Annotated in this window: 18 protein-coding genes; 14 read left to right on the forward strand and 4 right to left on the reverse strand. The window is 34.7% G+C overall.

Annotation, left to right across the window (positions count from 1 at the left end; all coding sequences use genetic code 11):
• Positions 1–7: 7 nt before the first annotated feature.
• From M4I23_RS07350 to atpD, 4 genes are read right to left on the reverse strand one after another with little or no spacing between them, the layout of a single operon-like run.
• The gene (locus M4I23_RS07350; RefSeq protein ID WP_249753963.1) at positions 8–295 is read right to left on the reverse strand and encodes an ATP synthase subunit I; all 288 of its coding nucleotides are present in this window, start codon (positions 293–295) and stop codon (positions 8–10) included.
• Positions 288–620 carry an AtpZ/AtpI family protein gene (locus M4I23_RS07355; RefSeq protein WP_249753964.1) on the reverse strand — a complete coding sequence of 111 codons (333 nt, stop codon included), beginning with the start codon at positions 618–620 and terminating at the stop codon, positions 288–290. Before M4I23_RS07355 ends, M4I23_RS07350 begins: the two co-directional genes overlap by 8 nt.
• Entirely contained in the window at positions 617–1,006 is a 390-nt protein-coding gene (locus M4I23_RS07360) for a F0F1 ATP synthase subunit epsilon (RefSeq protein ID WP_249753965.1), read from the reverse strand. The genes M4I23_RS07355 and M4I23_RS07360 overlap by 4 nt, the downstream gene beginning before the upstream one ends.
• A gap of 17 nt (positions 1,007–1,023) precedes the next feature.
• Complete coding sequence (gene atpD / locus M4I23_RS07365) at positions 1,024–2,502, reverse strand: F0F1 ATP synthase subunit beta (RefSeq protein WP_158849247.1); 1,479 nt, start codon at positions 2,500–2,502, stop codon at positions 1,024–1,026.
• Positions 2,503–2,675: 173 nt separating this feature from the next.
• Between atpD and ppsA the strand changes: the two genes are divergently transcribed.
• From ppsA to M4I23_RS07435, 14 genes are all read left to right on the forward strand, one after another.
• On the forward strand, positions 2,676–5,084 hold the full coding sequence (gene ppsA, locus M4I23_RS07370) for a phosphoenolpyruvate synthase (protein WP_249753966.1): 2,409 nt from the start codon (positions 2,676–2,678) through the stop codon (positions 5,082–5,084).
• Positions 5,085–5,118: 34 nt separating this feature from the next.
• Positions 5,119–5,379: a heavy metal-associated domain-containing protein gene (locus M4I23_RS07375; RefSeq protein ID WP_249753967.1), complete on the forward strand. Its 261-nt coding sequence runs from the start codon at positions 5,119–5,121 to the stop codon at positions 5,377–5,379.
• Between the two features lie 38 nt (positions 5,380–5,417).
• A complete protein-coding gene (locus M4I23_RS07380; RefSeq protein ID WP_249753968.1) occupies positions 5,418–6,413 on the forward strand; it encodes a 2-hydroxyacid dehydrogenase in 996 nt (331 codons plus the stop codon).
• A 56-nt stretch (positions 6,414–6,469) separates the two neighbouring features.
• Entirely contained in the window at positions 6,470–6,862 is a 393-nt protein-coding gene (locus M4I23_RS07385; protein ID WP_249753969.1) for an STAS/SEC14 domain-containing protein, read from the forward strand.
• Positions 6,863–6,895: 33 nt separating this feature from the next.
• On the forward strand, positions 6,896–7,585 hold the full coding sequence (locus M4I23_RS07390) for a 2,3-diphosphoglycerate-dependent phosphoglycerate mutase (protein ID WP_249753970.1): 690 nt from the start codon (positions 6,896–6,898) through the stop codon (positions 7,583–7,585).
• A gap of 24 nt (positions 7,586–7,609) precedes the next feature.
• A complete protein-coding gene (locus M4I23_RS07395; protein WP_249753971.1) occupies positions 7,610–8,563 on the forward strand; it encodes a 1-phosphofructokinase family hexose kinase in 954 nt (317 codons plus the stop codon).
• 10 nt (positions 8,564–8,573) lie between these two features.
• The gene (locus M4I23_RS07400) at positions 8,574–9,620 is read left to right on the forward strand and encodes a class I fructose-bisphosphate aldolase (RefSeq protein WP_158849233.1); all 1,047 of its coding nucleotides are present in this window, start codon (positions 8,574–8,576) and stop codon (positions 9,618–9,620) included.
• Between the two features lie 12 nt (positions 9,621–9,632).
• Complete coding sequence (glk, locus tag M4I23_RS07405) at positions 9,633–10,712, forward strand: glucokinase (RefSeq protein ID WP_249753972.1); 1,080 nt, start codon at positions 9,633–9,635, stop codon at positions 10,710–10,712.
• Between the two features lie 325 nt (positions 10,713–11,037).
• A complete protein-coding gene (locus M4I23_RS07410) occupies positions 11,038–12,516 on the forward strand; it encodes a TolC family protein (RefSeq protein WP_249753973.1) in 1,479 nt (492 codons plus the stop codon).
• Between the two features lie 8 nt (positions 12,517–12,524).
• Entirely contained in the window at positions 12,525–13,499 is a 975-nt protein-coding gene (locus M4I23_RS07415; protein ID WP_158849226.1) for an HlyD family secretion protein, read from the forward strand.
• Positions 13,500–13,503: 4 nt separating this feature from the next.
• A complete protein-coding gene (locus M4I23_RS07420) occupies positions 13,504–14,691 on the forward strand; it encodes an ABC transporter permease (RefSeq protein ID WP_249753974.1) in 1,188 nt (395 codons plus the stop codon).
• On the forward strand, positions 14,688–15,887 hold the full coding sequence (locus M4I23_RS07425; RefSeq protein WP_249753975.1) for an ABC transporter permease: 1,200 nt from the start codon (positions 14,688–14,690) through the stop codon (positions 15,885–15,887). Before M4I23_RS07420 ends, M4I23_RS07425 begins: the two co-directional genes overlap by 4 nt.
• A gap of 163 nt (positions 15,888–16,050) precedes the next feature.
• Complete coding sequence (locus M4I23_RS07430; protein WP_249753976.1) at positions 16,051–16,527, forward strand: Dps family protein; 477 nt, start codon at positions 16,051–16,053, stop codon at positions 16,525–16,527.
• Between the two features lie 222 nt (positions 16,528–16,749).
• The gene (locus M4I23_RS07435; RefSeq protein WP_249753977.1) at positions 16,750–18,036 is read left to right on the forward strand and encodes a ferric reductase-like transmembrane domain-containing protein; all 1,287 of its coding nucleotides are present in this window, start codon (positions 16,750–16,752) and stop codon (positions 18,034–18,036) included.
• Positions 18,037–18,220: the final 184 nt, after the last annotated feature.

An 18,220-nucleotide genomic window follows, 5' to 3' on the forward strand; every position in this document is an offset into this window, starting at 1 on the left:
TATTTTTTTAATTAATGGGTTTCATTACTTTAGTTTTCGTTAAACGAATAACAATAAAACGTGCCGTTATAAAGCCCAAAAGGCAGCATACCATATACTTCCAATTGTTTTGACCCATATAATAAAACCCTAAAAGGGTAACACTTAATCTTACAAAGAAACTTCCCAAATACCATAATACTGGATTTTTAGAATGCAACATTTTTTTTGAAGTGAGCCAAAGTCCACCAAAGAATAGAAATCCTAAACAAGAGCCTCCAAAAAGGACTAATACTGTTATAACTAAATCATTCATCTTTATTTTTTTTATGTTCGTGCATTGATTTATTTTCTTTGTCTACCCACTGCCAAGCAATAGCACAACCCACAAATAAACCAGCTATTAGCAAGGTTAATGTCCAGGAAAACGTTTGCGGATAGTTCTTATCTAACCACATCCCCAAAACAGCTCCAAATACAGTAGGTGCCGATACGGACCAACCTATAATACCAAATACCCCAAAACCTCTCCACTCACTCCTTTTTTCTTCTTCTCGAGCATTCAGCATGTATTGTTCTTTATTTCTAACCTCTTCTAAAAAGCCTTTTTCGCTTTTCTTATCTTCTGTATTTGGTTTCATGATTGATGTAGTTTTTTAATACCATGAATAAATTCACTTTCTAATTTGGCTACAGCTTTCCGTACATCCCTTTCTTCTTCATCTAAGTTTACAAACTCGCTTTCTACGGCATCTCTAAGTTTTCCTAGATTAGCTCCCGCAATTGCATTTCGTACAGATATTTCAACAAAACCTTCTCGCTTTGTCAGTAAACCTTCATCCATGGCTACAAAATGCTCTTCGCCTTCCTTTGTTTCATAAATCAATATTCCAGGAACTAGAGCAGCAACACAATCTAATCGATTTGGTAAAAAACCGTATGAACCGGCATTGGTATCTACCACAATACGCCGTACTCCTGAAATTTTCAGAAATATCTTAAACGGAAGTAATATATGTAGATCCATTATTTTTAATTCTCAGTTTATACTTTAGCTGTTTCCTTTTTAGTAGTGCTTGTTTTTTCTTCATCAGGTTTCGTTTCTTCTTTCTTTGATTCTTTTTTTGCTTTTTCTATGGCTTCATCAATTGTTCCTACCATATAGAAAGCTCGCTCTGGCAAATCTTTAAATTCATCTTTAAGAATACGTTCGCAACCGTCAAGCGCATCTGCTAATTTCACTCCTTTTCCTTTTAGTCCGCTAAACTGTTCCGTTGTAAAGAAAGGCTGCGTAAAGAACCGTTCTAGACGTCTTGCTCGGTTTACAGTAGCACGATCCGTTACGGAAAGTTGTTCTAAACCTAACATGGCAATGATATCTTTCAACTCTTCATATTGAGCTAATGTTTGCTTTATTTGCTGTAAAAGATGATAATGGCGTTCACCTATAATTCCTGGTGTAGCCATTTTAGAACTAGATTGTAATAAATCTATAGCTGGAAAAAGTCCCTCTCCTGCTCTTTTTCTTGACAAGGTTAATGAAGCTGAAAGGTGAGAAAACGTATGCACAGCTGCAGGATCTGTAAGATCATCCGCAGGTACATAAACCGCTTGTATACTAGTAATAGCTCCTGTATTAGTATTTGCAATACGTTCTTCTAGTTTAGAAAGTTCTGTACCCAAAGTAGGCTGGTAACCCAATCTTGATGGCATTTGCCCCATAAGACCAGAAACTTCCATTCCTGCTTGAATAAAACGGAACACATTATCTATAAGTAAAAGTACATCACGATGCTCATCATCCCTAAAATATTCAGCCATAGTCAGAGCGGCATGTCCTACTCTAAAACGAGCTCCAGGTGGTTCGTTCATTTGTCCAAACATCATTACCATGTCTTTCAATACATTGGCTTTTTTCATATCGTGGTATAACTCATGGCCTTCACGGCAACGTTCGCCAATACCGCAAAACATACTTATACCTTGATGGTAGCCTACCATATTATGTATCATCTCGGTAAGCAATACGGTTTTACCAACACCTGCACCACCAAACAAACCGGCGTTACCACCATGTTGTAAGGGTACCATAACATCGATAGCCTTTATTCCTGTTTCAAAAATTTCAGATTTTGTAGATCGTTTAGATAATGGTGGAGGCAGTTGGTGTACACTTTTCCGTGGCAACTCTGGCAAAACCTCTCCGTGGTCAATAGTATTACCAAAGACATCGAACATACGCCCCATGATTTCTTTGCCTACAGGAACGGACAACTGTTCGCCATCTGTTTCAGCCTGCATACCCCTTGCCAATCCTTGTGTTGGAGTTAAAGCAATACCCCGAATTCTATTCTCGTCTAATTGAGCCAAAACCTCAATAGCAATGGCGTTATCTGGCCCTGTGTGAATTAAAGTATTAATAGATGGCAGGTTATTATCAAACCAAATATCTACCACACTTCCTCTCACAGCAACTACTTTACCTAAAATAGACTTACTGTTATTTTTCAAGACCGTTGCCATACTTTTTTACTTATAAATGAAGTGTAAAATTATAGCTCTTAATGGCGAATAGGCATGACCTAGGTCATGCTACTTATTTTTTCTTAAATGACCTAGGTCATTTTGGTAGGCATAAAAATATCGGATATTCGTATAGTTAATCTTGGTCGGGAACGACCCCAAAAAAAATAGAGATGAAAAATTACATACGTTACTTTGACGAAATTGACATTAACGATGTACCAATTGTAGGAGGCAAAAATGCTTCTCTTGGGGAAATGTTTCAAAAGCTCACCTCTAAAGGTGTTCAGGTTCCCGATGGCTTTGCTACTACCGCAGAAGCATATTGGCACTTTTTACAAGAAGTACATATACAAGATGAGATTTTTGGCTACTTAGCAAAATTAGATACCAAAAAATTTTCTAATTTAAAAGCAATTGGAGCTACTGTAAGAAAGGCTATTCTAGATACAGAACTTCCTCAAGATATTAAAGATGATATTGAAGAAGGGTACGATGCTCTATCTAAAAAATATAAAGGTAATATTTCATTGGCGGTGCGAAGTAGTGCTACAGCCGAAGACTTACCCACTGCCAGTTTTGCTGGCCAGCAAGAGAGTTATTTGAACATAAAAGGCAAAAAAGATCTTATTGATGCCTGTAAAAGATGTTACGCATCACTATTTACAGATCGTGCAATTAAATACAGAGAAGACAATGGCTTTGACCATACCAAAGTGGCTCTTTCCATTGGTGTACAAATGATGGTACGTTCAGATTTAGGAGCTTCTGGAGTAAACTTCACTTTAGATCCAGATACTGGTTTCGACCAAGTAGTAATGGTTTCGAGTATTTATGGTCTTGGTGAAAATATTGTTCAGGGTAGCATTAATCCTGATGATTATTTCGTCTTTAAACCTGCCTTAAAAAATGATGTAGAACAACCAATTGTTTCTAGACATTTAGGTAGCAAAGAAAAAACCATGGTTTATGATAAATCTGGTAGTGGAATAATAAATCTTGATACTCCTATGGAGAAACAAGAACAATATGTACTTACGGATGCCGAAGTAATAAAACTGGCACAATGGTCATTAATTATTGAGGATCACTACAAACGCCCTATGGATATTGAATGGGCAAAAGACGGACAAACAAACGAACTCTTCATTGTTCAAGCTAGACCCGAAACTGTTCAGAGTGCCAAAACGAATAAATTAAAAATCAACACCTATACCTTACTAAAAAAAGGTAAAGAAATTACTCATGGAATGGGTTTGGGAAACAAAATAGCATCGGGTAAAGCCCGAATATTACATAGCCCAAAAGAATCTGATAAGCTTCAAAAAGGTGAAATATTGGTTACCGAACGCACCAACCCCGATTGGGATCCAATTCTAAAAAAAGCAGCAGGTATTGTTACAAATCAAGGTGGACGAACCAGCCATGCGGCTATCGTTGCTCGTGAAGTAGGTGCGGCTGCAATAGTAGGAAGTAACAATGCTACAGAAGTGATTAAAGACGGACAAGAAATAACTATTTCTTGCGCAGAAGGAGATACAGGTATCGTTTACGATGGACTTTTAGAATGGAATGAAACCGAAATAGACCTAACTACCTTAGGAAAACCAAAAACCCAACCTATGCTTATTTTGGCAGATCCAGACCAAGCATTCAAATTTTCGTTTTACCCTTCCGCAGGAGTTGGATTGATGAGAATGGAGTTCGTTATTAACAACTCTATCCAAATTCACCCTATGGCCTTGAAGCATTTTGATACATTGAAAGACCAAGCGGTTAAGGATAAAATCCAGAAACTAACACATCACTATCCAGACAAGTCAGATTATTTTGTACACAAACTTGCTGAAGGTATCGGAACTATAGCAGCAGCCTTTTATCCAAAAGACGTCATTGTTCGTACTAGTGATTTTAAAACCAACGAATATGCCAGCTTAATAGGCGGCACTGAGTTTGAACCCGTAGAATCGAACCCAATGTTAGGTTTTAGAGGTGCTTCTAGATACTACAATCCTAAATACCAAGATGCTTTTGCATTAGAATGTAAAGCATTAAAAAGAGTACGAGAAACTATGGGATTAACCAACGTAAAAGTTATGATTCCATTTTGCCGTACACTAAAAGAAGCTGCAAAAGTGGTAGAGGTTTTAGAAAAAAACGGTTTGAAACGAGGTGAAAATGGACTTCAGCTTTATATGATGACCGAAATACCTAATAACATCATTTTAGCAGAACAATTTGCTGAATTCTTTGATGGATTTTCAATTGGCTCAAACGATTTGACACAATTGACATTAGGTGTAGATAGAGACTCTGAATTATTGAGTGACATCTTTGACATCAATGATATAGGAGTTAAAAAAATGATTGCAATGGTCATTGAATCCGCACATAAAACCAACACTAAAATTGGACTTTGTGGTCAGGCACCAAGTGATTTTCCCGAGTTTGCCCAGTTTCTTGTAGAAAAAGGAATAAACTCTATATCCTTTAATCCAGATGCGTTGATTTCAGGTATTAAAAACATTAATAGCGCAGAGAAAAACAAAGCCACATTTGGCATGGCAGAAAGTAGTAACTAAACCACTTTAATTAAGAACCTTAAAAACCAAAGTCATGGGATTTCTAGAAAAAAATTTAATACCAGGCATTCACGGTATGGTCTTTACTATCAACACTAAAAATGAAAAAGACAGAGCAAAAGTGAAAAAAGTTTTATTAAAAATGCCTGAAATAGCAGATGTAATATTTAATACAGAAGCTTACCCAGAAGAAATGACGGTAAGCACAAATAAAGTAATCACTTTAGAAAAATTACAAAAAGCACTTATACCCTACAGTTTTCATGCTTTGCGTAAAACACTTACAGGGTATTAGTTTCTAGTTTGTTTAATTTGAGCACCTAATAATTAAAAATGAAAATAGCCATATTTAATACCCACAATTGGGAAAAAGAATATTTAGAAAGTGCCAATAATGGCAAGCATACCTTAAAAATGTTCGACACATACTTATCTAAAGATACAGTTGAGCTAGCAAAAGGTTGTAAGGCTATATGCATTTTTACCGAAGATGATGCATCTACCCCTGTTTTAGATCGATTGCATGAACTTGGTGTTCGTTATATAGCGCTACGTTCCGCAGGTTATAATAATATAGATGTACCACATGCACAAAAACTAGGTATTCGCATGGCTCGAGTACCCGAATATTCTCCTTATGCTATTGCCGAATTTACTGTAGGTATTATGCTTGCGCTGAATCGAAAATTAATTCGTACCCACTATAGAATTATGGAAATGAATTTTTCTTTGAACGGGCTAGTCGGTTTTGATATGAACGGTAAAACGGTTGGTATTATTGGTATGGGTAAAATAGGTCATATCGTGGCCAAGATTTTACATGGATTTGGTTGTAAACTACTCGCCTATGATTTTATAGAAGACCCCCTTTTATCCCTACAATACGGCGTGACTTATACCAGTCTAGATGAACTTTGTAAACAATCTGATATTATAACCTTGCATGCTAGACTAAATACCGTAACTCACCATTTAATAAATGAAGAGAGAATTTTAACGATGAAAAAAGGTGTGATGCTAATCAATGCTGGTCGTGGAGGTTTAGTAAAAACACAAGATGTTATCAACGGACTTAAATCTGGCAAAATTGGCTATTTTGGAATGGATGTTTATGAAGAGGAAAAAGGACTTTATTTTGAAGACCATTCTGACGATATTCTTCTTGATGACTCCATGGCGCGATTGATGACGCTTAAAAATGTTTTAATTAGTAGTCACCAAGCTTTCTTGACAGATACGGCACTAAAAAATATAGCGAATACTACTTTTGAAAATTTGGGACACTTTGAAAAAGGTCAAATCTGTTCAAATGAAATTAAATGTATTTAAATTAAAAGAATCTACTTTTTAGTTTAAAACTGAAAGTAGATTTAAATATAATAATCATGATAGAACAAATTGAAAAATTCGATAACAATGTACTATTCATTGAAGTTATCGATGGATTTACAGAAACCGACGAAAAGCTTTGCCAAAAGCTCTTTAATAAAAAAATAAAACAGGGCTTTGAACAGATAAATGTATTGGTAAAATTAGATGAAATGAAAATTTCAAATAGCAATATAAAAGCCTTTTTTGAAGATTCACTTTGGCTACTTAGAAATTATAAAGCATTAGGCCAATTAGCAATAGTTGCTCATAATAAAGTTTTGAAGGCATTGGTTCCTATTGATAACATTTTTTTCGCCAGAGCGAGTAAAGGAAGACAAGAACGTTATTTTGATATTTCTCAATTAGATGAAGCTAAAACGTTTGTAAATCCCGATAATAAAGATTAATTCTTCAATTAAAAAAATTAAAATACAACCATTATGGGAAGATTAATATTAGTAAGACATGGAAAAAGTCTATGGAACGTAAAAAATGTTTTTACAGGATGGACAGACGTCGACTTAGCTCCAGAAGGAATTAATGAGGCAAAAAAAGCAGGAAAACTTATAAAATCAAATCATATTGATATTGACATTTGTTTTTCTTCATACCTAAAAAGAGCCATTAGAACAGCATGGCTTTTATTAGAAACAGCAGAAATGATGCATGTAAACTGCCAATATAGCTGGAAACTGAACGAAAGACATTATGGAGATTGGCAAGGCAAAAATAAAGATGAAGTGCTAAAAGAGGTAGGAGAAGATTACTTTCTAAGTGTTCGAAGAGGTTACGATGCTGCTCCTCCTAGCCTTTCCTGCAATGATAAGCGAAATCCAAAATTCGACCCAAATTATAAAGATTTAGATGTATCTGGCTTACCCTTAGGAGAATCCCTAAAAGATACATCAAAAAGAGTAGTCAATTACTTTTTTGAAGCCATCGCTCCAGAAATAGCTAAAGATAAAACGGTATTAGTATCAGCTCACGGAAATTCACTAAGAGCTCTTATAGAATACCTAGAACATATATCATCAGACGAGATTGCTAAAGTTGAAGTCGCTACAGGAGTTCCCCATATGTATGAGTTTGACAGCAAATTGAACGTAACAGATCATTATCAATTAAAATAGAGCACAAAAAAAACAGGATTTAAAATGACTAAAATAATCACTCTTACTGTAAACCCTGCGATTGACAAAAGTACAACCGTAGCAGGAATTGGCCCCAATACAAAATTACGTTGTTCCGAACCTACTTTCGATGCAGGTGGTGGTGGAATTAACATATCTCGAGCCATTCATAAATTAGGAGGCTCATCGCTTTGCATCTACTTTGCCGGTGGCCCTTCTGGAGAAAATTTAAAAAAACTTTTAAACGAACAAAATATAGAACAATCTATAATTTCTATTGAAGGTTGGACGCGCGAAAATCTTGCAGTTACAGACACAACCACAAATCAGCAATATAGATTTGGAATGCCTGGCCCAGCTATAAAAGAAAAAGAATGGCAAAATGCTCTAAAGGAATTAGAAGGTATTCTTAATAAAGGAGATTATTTAGTAGCTAGTGGAAATTTACCGCCTCATATACCGGACGATTTTTATGTAAAAGTAAGCCAAATAGCAGAAAAAAAAGAAGCTCGATTTATTCTTGACACCTCAGGTGAAGCACTTATGAAAGCTGCAAAATCACATGTTTATATGCTAAAACCCAACTTAGCAGAATTAGGAGTACTCACTGGAGTTCCTTCTATAACTCACCTAGACTTGAAACCCTTAGCTAAACAGTTTTTAGAAAATCATGATTGCGAAATTATTGTAGTATCCCTTGGTCCAAAAGGAGCCTTACTAGCCACTAAAAATGAAATAGTTCATGTTCCAGCTCCTGTAGTTCACCAAAAAAGTACTATTGGCGCAGGCGACAGTATGGTTGCTGGTATGGTTATGAGCTTAATATGGGGTAGAACTTTAGGAGATATGGTAAGGTATGGCGTAGCATGCGGTACTGCTGCTACAATGCATCACGGCACACAACTTTGCAATAAAGAAGATGCAGATAAACTCTACGATTGGATAAATGAACAAAAACCAATTACAAAAACAAATTAAAACAAAAGTTATGGAACTTGAAAAATATTTAAAAGAAGAAACATCATATCTACTCGATCATGAATGTACAACCATTTCTAAAGATAAGATTAACCTACCAGGCCCTGATTTCAATGATCGGATTATGGCATCAACTGATAGATCAAACCGTGTTTTAGGAAGCTTACAACAGCTATTTGATAACGGAAGACTTGCTGGAACAGGACATCTTTCGCTTTTACCAGTAGATCAAGGCGTAGAACATTCCGCAGGGGCTAGTTTCGCACCAAACCCTGAGTATTTCGACCCAGAAAACATAGTGAAACTAGCTATTGAAGGCGGTTGTAATGCCGTAGCTTCAACACTTGGAGTACTTGGAGCAGTTTCTAGAAAATACGCCCATAAAATTCCTTTTTTAGTAAAATTGAATCATAACGAACTACTTACGTATCCAAACACTTTTGATCAAATCTATTTTGCCGAAGTAGAACAAGCTTGGAACATGGGAGCTGTAGCTGTAGGAGCCACCATTTACTTTGGTTCTCCAGAATCTGATAGACAAATACAAGAAACTAGCAAAGCATTTAAACGTGCACATGAGTTAGGTATGGCCACAGTACTTTGGTGTTACCTACGTAATGATGCCTTTAAAACAGATAAAGATTATTCCGTTAGTGCCGATTTAACTGGCCAAGCCAATCACCTTGGTGTAACCATTGAGGCGGATATTATTAAACAAAAACAACCAAGTAATAATGGTGGTTTTCTTTCTTTAAAAAACTTTGGAAAAACTAGCGACCTTGTTTATAACAAATTAACTACCGATCACCCTATTGATTTAACGAGATACCAAGTCGCGAATTGCTATATGGGACGAGCAGGACTTATTAACTCTGGTGGCGCTTCTGGTAAGGATGATTTTGCTGCTGCAGTGCGTACGGCCGTTATTAACAAAAGAGCTGGTGGTATGGGATTAATTTCAGGTAGAAAAGCATTTCAAAGACCTATGAAAGAAGGTGTTAAACTACTTAACCTTATTCAAGATATTTATTTAGATCCATCGATAACCATAGCTTAAAAACACAACATCATGAAAATTCAGGAAAACCACCCATTATCCATACTTCATGAACCTTTGATTCCTTTAGCTGTAGGGTCTAAAACGAATTTAAGTCATAAAAAAGGAAACATTCTCGCAGGCGATATAGGCGGTACAAAAACAAATCTCGCCCTTTTTGAGTTCAAGGATGGCAACCTATATCTAATTAAACAAAATTCATATAAAACAAAAACTTATACTTCACTATTAGAAATTATAAAAGATTTTGAAGTTGCAGAAATGGATCAAATAGATAGTATTTGTTTTGGTGTTGCAGGCCCTATAACTAATGGCAAAGTACATGGTACCAACTTCCCTTGGAAAATTGATACCGAAGAACTTATTAGTGCACTAAATTTAGAATCCATTTTTTTAATAAATGATATGCAAGCTAATGCCTATGGATTGGCCTCGTTAAAAGAAAAAGATTTAGATCCTTTAAAATATGGTTCAAAAATAGAAGGCAATGCTGTAATTATTTCTCCAGGTACTGGTTTGGGTGAAGCTGGTATGTATTGGGATGGTGAGGCTTATCATCCTTTCGCTACCGAAGGAGGCCATTGTGATTTTAGCCCAAGAAATGATTTTGATATTGAAGTCTGGAAATATTTTCAACAAAAATATGGGCACGTAAGTTGGGAGCGTCTACTTTCTGGCCAAGGCATACGCGACACCTATCAGCTATTACGTAATATTAGTGGAGAAAAAGAAACTGATGCTTTTAAAGCGAAAATGGCTAAAGAAGACCCTGCAGCTGTAATTACAAAAACGGCTTTAGAAGGAGCGGATACTATTTGCGGAGAAACCTTAGATCTTTTTGTTCGGTTTTTAGCTATAGAATCTGCCCAACTTGCTTTAAAATTCAAAGCTACTGGAGGTATTTATATTGGTGGAGGTATTATGCCTAAAATTATAAAAGGAATAAATCGTGAAGTATTTACTGATAATTTTATGCAATCTGGACGTATGAATTCTCTTTTACAAATGGTTCCTATAAATGTTATTCTTAACGATAATACAGCTTTACTCGGAGCGGCTTATTATGCAGCAATGTCTCTTAAGCAAAAATAAAAATAACTTACAAATTTGCCATCGGGATACCTTTTCACTATTTAAAAAAAGTGCTATAAAGTATAACTTCAGGGTAATTAACAAAACTTATAGTTTTCTACATATTGCCATTCATAACAGAATTCTCTTACTCTTATAATAAAAGCTTCTTATAAATTATTTTTTTTTATAAAAAGTCACCTTAAACGATGTATAAGTCTATGGTTAAGAAACATTTCAAATTAAAAAAAAGTAAAATTATTTCGTTATAATGATTTAAATCATACTTATTCATTCTAAAGAATTAAACCTTTGCCAAGACATTAGATAAAACTTTTATAAATAGATGAAAGATCGAGTAAGAACAAAACGTAAAGCAGGATTCGCAAAGATGACTTTTCTACTTATGGTGATACTCACATCTTATGCGAAAGCACAAGAGAAAGTAATAAGTATTTCTGAAGCCTTAGAACTAAGTTACTCCAACAACAGTAAAATTAAACAATATAATGAGCGCATACAACAAAAAGTAAATGAAGACAAGGCGGCTAAAGGCAATTTTTTACCTTCAATTAATTTGTTGGGTGGTTATACTTACCTCAGCGAGAACATAGAAGTAAACACCTCCCAAATTTCGAGTTCTTTAGATGAACTAGGAGCTAAATATGGTGCCGCATTTGTAACAGCCTATGGGGATGAAATAGGTCTTTCTGGTGTTAGTACGGAAAGTGCTTTTAGTACACTATCTAGTGTTTTAGGCCAATTTCCAGCCTACCCAAATATGGAGGTAGACAACCAACAATTCCCAACAGCAGCTTTAGTAGCAACCCAACCTTTATTTACAGGCGGAAAAATAATTGCAGCTAAAAAATACGCAAAAGCAGAGCTAAATTCGGCAAACATTGAATTTACACAAGTAAAAGATGACATTGCGAATGAGCTTATTGAGCGCTATTTAAACCTAGTTCTTATAAAACAAGTTGTACAAACTCGTGAAGCCGTTTATAATGGTATGTTGAAACATAAAGAGCAAGCTGAACGTGCTGTTCAGTTAGAAATTCTTCCCAAACACGAATTATTAAGAGCGCAAGTTGCTGTAGCAAACGCTCAAAAGGATTTAAACAACGACCTTAATAAAGAGACTTTAGCCATCATGGCTCTCCGCTCTACAATGAACGTTCCTGATGATTTTCAGTTTAAGGTTATGGACAGCATTGCTTATAGAGATCTTTATTTAGATTTTGGAGCGTTATTGAATACAGCTTATGAAAAACAACCAATTTTAGGTTTAATTGGGCAAAAAGAAGAAATGGCAAAACAAGCCCTTGCTTTAGAAAAATCTAAATTTATGCCCAACATAGCTGCTTTTGGTAGTTACAATATTGTACGTGATGAGCTCTCGATTATTCCTCCTAAATTTATTGTAGGGGTGCAAGCCCAAATAAATATCTTTAACGGGTTTAAAGATATTCACCAATTTAAAGCTAAAAAACATTTACAAAAAGAAGTTAAAAATGCGAAGGAATATGCTTTACAACAAATTCACTTACTTGTTCAATCTAACTACGTGAATGCGCTAAATCAACAAAAGCTTTACAATAGCTTATCTGCAACAGTTGCATTGGCTAAAGAAAATTTAAGAATTAATACGAGACGATTTGAAGAAGGTTTAGGAAAATCTATAGATGTTATTGATGCCACGCTCTTATACAAAAAATCGAAAATAGAACAATTGGTAGCACTTAATGAATACTACCAAGCTATTGCCAACCTTTACACCTCTACAGGAGAACCAGAAAAAATAATACCGTTTATCAATAAATAAGCTTCATTATGAAAAAAGCATATATAACATTAATCATACCTATAATAATCATTGTTTTTGCAATCGTTTTCTTTTTCTTTAAAGCGAATAGTGAAGAACAGACCATATATTCGGGTATGCTAGAAACTACAGAAGTTAATGTAGCATCAGAAATTTCAGGAAGAGTACACACCCTTCTCGTTGAAAAAGGGACAACTGTAAAAGAAGGACAACTATTAGCAACACTAGAACCCGATATTCTAAATGCAAAAAAAGGCCAAGCCCAAGGTATGGTTAATGCCGCCAAATCTTTATTTAACAAAGCGGAATACGGCGCTAGAAAAGAAGAAATAAATGCGTTACAAAACCAATATCAAATGGCAAAAAGTCAATTTGATTTCGCTGAAAAAACATATAAAAGGTTTCAAGCTCTTTATGCCGATAGCATTATTTCTAAACAAGAAATGGACGAAATTCAGTTTAAATACGATGCTGCTAAAGAGCAAATGAATGCTGCTAAATCGGTTTGGGAAATGGCAAAAAAAGGAGCTAGAAAAGAAGATATTAGTGCGGCCTATGGCAGTTATGAATCTGCGCAAAGTGCCTATAATGAAGTAGAAGCTTTTTATGATGAGTTAAAAATTGTTGCTCCTACCGCTGGTATTATAAGTAATCAAGTTGCCGAAGTTGGTGAAGTTATGGCTGCCGGCTACCCTATTGTAACAATACAAATTCCTGAAAAAATTTATGCTATATTCAATGTGAGAGAAGATCATCTTGCGGATTTTAAAATGGATCAAATCTATAAAGCAAAAGTACCAGGTTTAAGTAATGAAGAAGTTGAATTCAAAGTGAGTTACATTTCGCCAATGGCAGATTTTGCTACATGGGTTCCTGTAAAAGCTAAAGGAGAATACGATCTAAAAACTTTTGAAATTCACTTAAAACCTCAAAGCCGCATTACGGAATTAAGACCAGGTATGTCTATTCAAATTTACAAATAGAATTATGTTAAGTAATTGGAGTGTATATCTAGTTTTTAAGCGAGAAATGCTGCGATTGGCACGGCAGAAATCTGTACGAAATTTATTTATTGTAGTTCCATTTGTTGCGTTTTTTATACTTGGTGCTATTTATTCTAAGGGCGCATTAAGAGAAGTTCCTATTGCTGTTTATGATAATGACAACAGCTCTTTAAGCCGAACTTATATTAGATCCTTAGAAGCTTCACCCACTTTTAAAGTAACACATTATATAACCTCTGACGAAAACATTGAAAACACCTTTGTAAAAAATGGTGTTGAAGGTATATTCTATATTCCGAAGGATTTTTATAAAAACGTATTAAAAAAAACACCCGTACAGATAAAGGTGTATACCAATTCCACAAACATTGTTTTTGGAAACCTAATTTACAGATCGGCACTTCAAATTACACAATTAGTAAGCGCTTCGGTTGTAATAAAACGAATTGCTCCTTTAGGAATAAATCCTAGTAAAATATCAGGAACAGTTCTACCAATACCAGTAAACTCAAGAGTTATAGGTAATCCGCAATATAATTACAGTTATTATTTAATTCCGGGTTTAGCAATTGTTCTATTACAAATGATTGTTTTTATCGCGGCCTCAAGAGCTTTTAATAATGAATGGAAAATGGAAACATTTCAAGATTTATATACCATTTCAAAAGGAAATATATTATCCATGCTCTTCGGAAAATATTTTGCATATTCTATTTATAGTTTAGGATTATGCGGTATTGTTTTAGCCATATTGTTTCCTTTTTTTGACATTCCCATTTATGGAAATATAGGTAGTTTATTACTATTAATTTTTCTTCTAATTACTGTAAATATATTTCTCGGATTTGGAATTTCACTCATATTTAAAAAGGAACTCATAGCTCTCGACTTAGCTATATTTTATAATTCGCCAGCCTTTGTATTTAGTGGGTTTACCTTTCCTATTTGGGCTATGCCGTGGTTAAATTCAGCATATGCTCAAATTATCCCTTTTACCCACTTTTTAACGGGTTTTCTTAAAATTTATCAATTAGATACACCTATCCATTTTATATGGCCAGAAATATGGAAATTACTTGTATTTCTATTGGTGGCATTTGTATTGATTTTAGCAGGATTAACCATTAACAGAAAACTCATTTTTCCTGTTAAAAAAACAGCTGCGATATGAATCTAAAAATTATATGGAAACTAATAAAAAAAGAAGCGCTCCTTATACTTAATGATAAGAGTATTCTTCTGGTTTTATTTGCCGCTCCATTTCTATACTTGTTTTTAATTGGTACTACTTATATAAAAAAAGATGAAGAAAAGGTAAGCGTTGGTGTGGTAGACATGGACCACACAAAAAGTAGTAGATCATTTTTAAATAAACTAAATACAACTCAAAAAGTAGCGCTCACCCATACTTACACAAGTTTGCTCGAAGCTAAAAATGGACTCTCCAGTTTTGAAGTGCAAGGTTATGTGCATATTCCAAAAGGTTTTGAAAAAAAGCTACTTTTAAAAGAAAGTTCACCTATTGCATTGGTACTGAATAATACACGATTTCTACCCTCTAACGATATTAACAAAGCGGTTAATTTAGTAGCTCTAGATTATGCAGTTAAATCACGAGAAGATTTTTTTAAATCCAAACAAATTGCTCCAGAATTGGCTCACGAATATGCAAATCCTGTATCCATAAAGGTAAATGCAGTATACAACTCAACTAATAATTATGGTGATTTTTTACTACCGTTCGTGCTATTTCTAATTCTACACCAAACACTATTAATGGGTTTGGCTGAAAGTGTAGCATCCGATCGTGAAAAAGGACTCATGCAAGTTGGTTTTGAAGAAAGTAAAAACAACTTTCTAAATTATATATTCGGAAAAATCGGGATTCATTTCTTAATTTTTCTAGCCTATACCCTATTAGTACTTTTAGTTATTTTTCCTTTTTTCGATTTACCTATTCATGGTAACTTATTTATACTATTAGGAGTATCATGCCTATTTATTTTAACTACATTATTGTACGGTTGGTTCTTTGCCTCTTTTTTTACTACCGAAACAGGAGCTATGGAAGTCATAGCCTTTACCTCTTACCCTGTTTTTTTAATTACAGGTGTTACATGGTCTATCAATGAAATGCCGTTATTAATACAATATATTTCAAACCTTATTCCTTTAAGACCCTTTTTTGTTTTTCTGAAGAAACTTACAATAATGGGTGTTGATAGTCCGTTTTATTTTAATGACATCATACACCTCTTAATTTTATTATTTATAGCCTATGTGTCGGCTTATTTAAGATACCGCTATTTACAGAAAAGAAGAAACATAATAGAGACTTCCTTACCAATATCTTCAGCTGAAAATTAAAAGCTTTTCCGAAGAAAATTCCTTAAATAATGTTTATAAATATCGTTACGACTTATTAGTTTTTACTAAAATTTAAAAAGATAGCCCATACTGATATAGGTCAGTGTAATTACTTTAGGCTTATAATACCTTTGGATTATTATTAATTCAAAATTAGAAAAAAATGAAAACTCCTAACATCGGAATTTCAGATGAAAACAGACAAGCTATTGCAGATCAATTGTCAATAGTATTAGCAGATGAATTTGTTTTATATTCAAAAATATTAAATTTCCATTGGAATATTGAAGGCCCAGATTTTCACTCTGTACACCTTTATCTTGAAACCTTATACAATGAGCAACAAGAAGTTGTTGATACTGTAGCAGAAAAAATACGTATGATAGGTCATTATGTATCTGCAAGCTTAGAAAAATATTCTGAATTAACACACCTTACCGAAAAAACAAAAGGTAAAAATGATAGCCAAAGTATATTTGCCGAATTATTAGAAGACCATGAAAGTATTATTATTTTTCTAAGAGAAGAAATAAAACCTATTGCAGATAAATGGAAAGCTGATGGTATTAGCGATTATCTAACTGGACTTATGGAACAACACGAGAAAACAGCTTGGATGCTAAGATCACATCTAAAATAGCACAAGTTATAATAACCTTATTTATGATAATTAATTGGGGATAATTAATATTTATACCAATGGAAGCAGCTTTTAAAGCAATAGCATTTAGCAAAAAACACTACAATTATTTGCTAACTCCTCTAGAAAATTGTTCGTTAGAACAAAATTTACATCATCATGCTTAGGAACGTCAAAATATCGCTTTGGATCGTACTCTTAGTCTTAACAAGTTTATGGGTATTGGCAAGTTTACCTTTACCTAGTACACTTAATTTTATTACTGTTCGTAATTTATTCATTCAATATTCTGGAGTTATAGGCATTGGAGTAATGAGTATATCTATGGTGCTTGCACTTCGCCTAGTTTGGCTTGAGTCCTTGCTTGGCGGGTTAGATAAATCTTATAGACTTCACAAATGGTTAGGAATTACTGGGCTAATTGCTGTGGTATTGCATTGGGTTGCTAAAGAAGCTCCACATTGGCTTACCAAACTAGGTTTAATAGAAGGTGGCCATCGTCGTGGTGCTGGTTCACATTCAGAATCCGACTCGCTTAATCAGGTTCAAGCATTCCTTGATGGTCTGCACGGTCCTGCCAAGTTAATTGGTGAATGGGCCTTTTATGCACTAATTATACTTATTACGATAGCGCTAATTAAGCGCTTTCCCTATAAAATTTTCGTAAAGACACATTCACTAATCGCGGTGGTTTATCTAGCTTTGGTATTCCATGCTGTGGCTTTATTAGATTTTGCCTCATGGAGCCAACCATTGGGAATTGTAATGGGGCTTTTGTTAATTGGAGGTACAATATCGGCTGTAATTGTGCTAACTGGACAACTCGGTAAACGACGTAAGGTTGAAGGCGCTATAGAAACACAACATTATTTTCCAAAAATGAAGGTGCTAGAAACCTTGATCTTACTAAAGGATGGATGGAAAGGCCACAAGAGTGGTCAGTTCGCTTTTGTTAGCTTTGATAAGAAAGAAGGACAGCATCCATTTACTATCGCCTCAGACTGGGATGCAAACAATCCTCGTATCATGTTTATCACCAAAGCACTTGGCGATTACACCAATTTTTTACCAGAAAAATTAATTATTGGAGATAAAGTAATTATAGAAGGCCCTTATGGTTGCTTCACTTTCAACGATACGACCAAACGTCAAATATGGATTGGTGGTGGAATTGGTATAACGCCATTTATTGCTAGAATGAAACATCTTGCCCACAACCCAAGCTCTCAAGTTATCGATTTATTCCATTGTGCGAGCGAACTAGAACCTGAAGTATTGAATAAACTAACTGTCGATGCTGCCGCTGCTAATATTACGTTGCATGTGATACTTGATAAGCGTGATGGCCACCTAAACGGGGAAAAATTGCGCGAAATAGTTCCCGAATGGAAATCGGCTAGTGTGTGGTTCTGCGGGCCTATTGGATTTGGTAAAGACTTACAAAAAGACTTATTTAAAAACGGACTACCATCTAATAGGTTTCATCAAGAGCTTTTTAGTATGCGTTAGTAATAAAAACACTTAGGCACGCTATACTTCATCCGCACTTAAAAATATAAAAAAAACACTCAAAAAAAACAGACGGTCTTGATGAAGCTAAAGACCAAACGATTCTAATGGTAATTAAAACGTTATTACTTATGGATAAATGAATCTAGAATTTATATTAACATAGTATTAGAACTCCTTATAG

Source organism: Algibacter sp. L4_22, from assembly GCF_023473045.1.
GTDB lineage: Bacteria > Bacteroidota > Bacteroidia > Flavobacteriales > Flavobacteriaceae > Algibacter.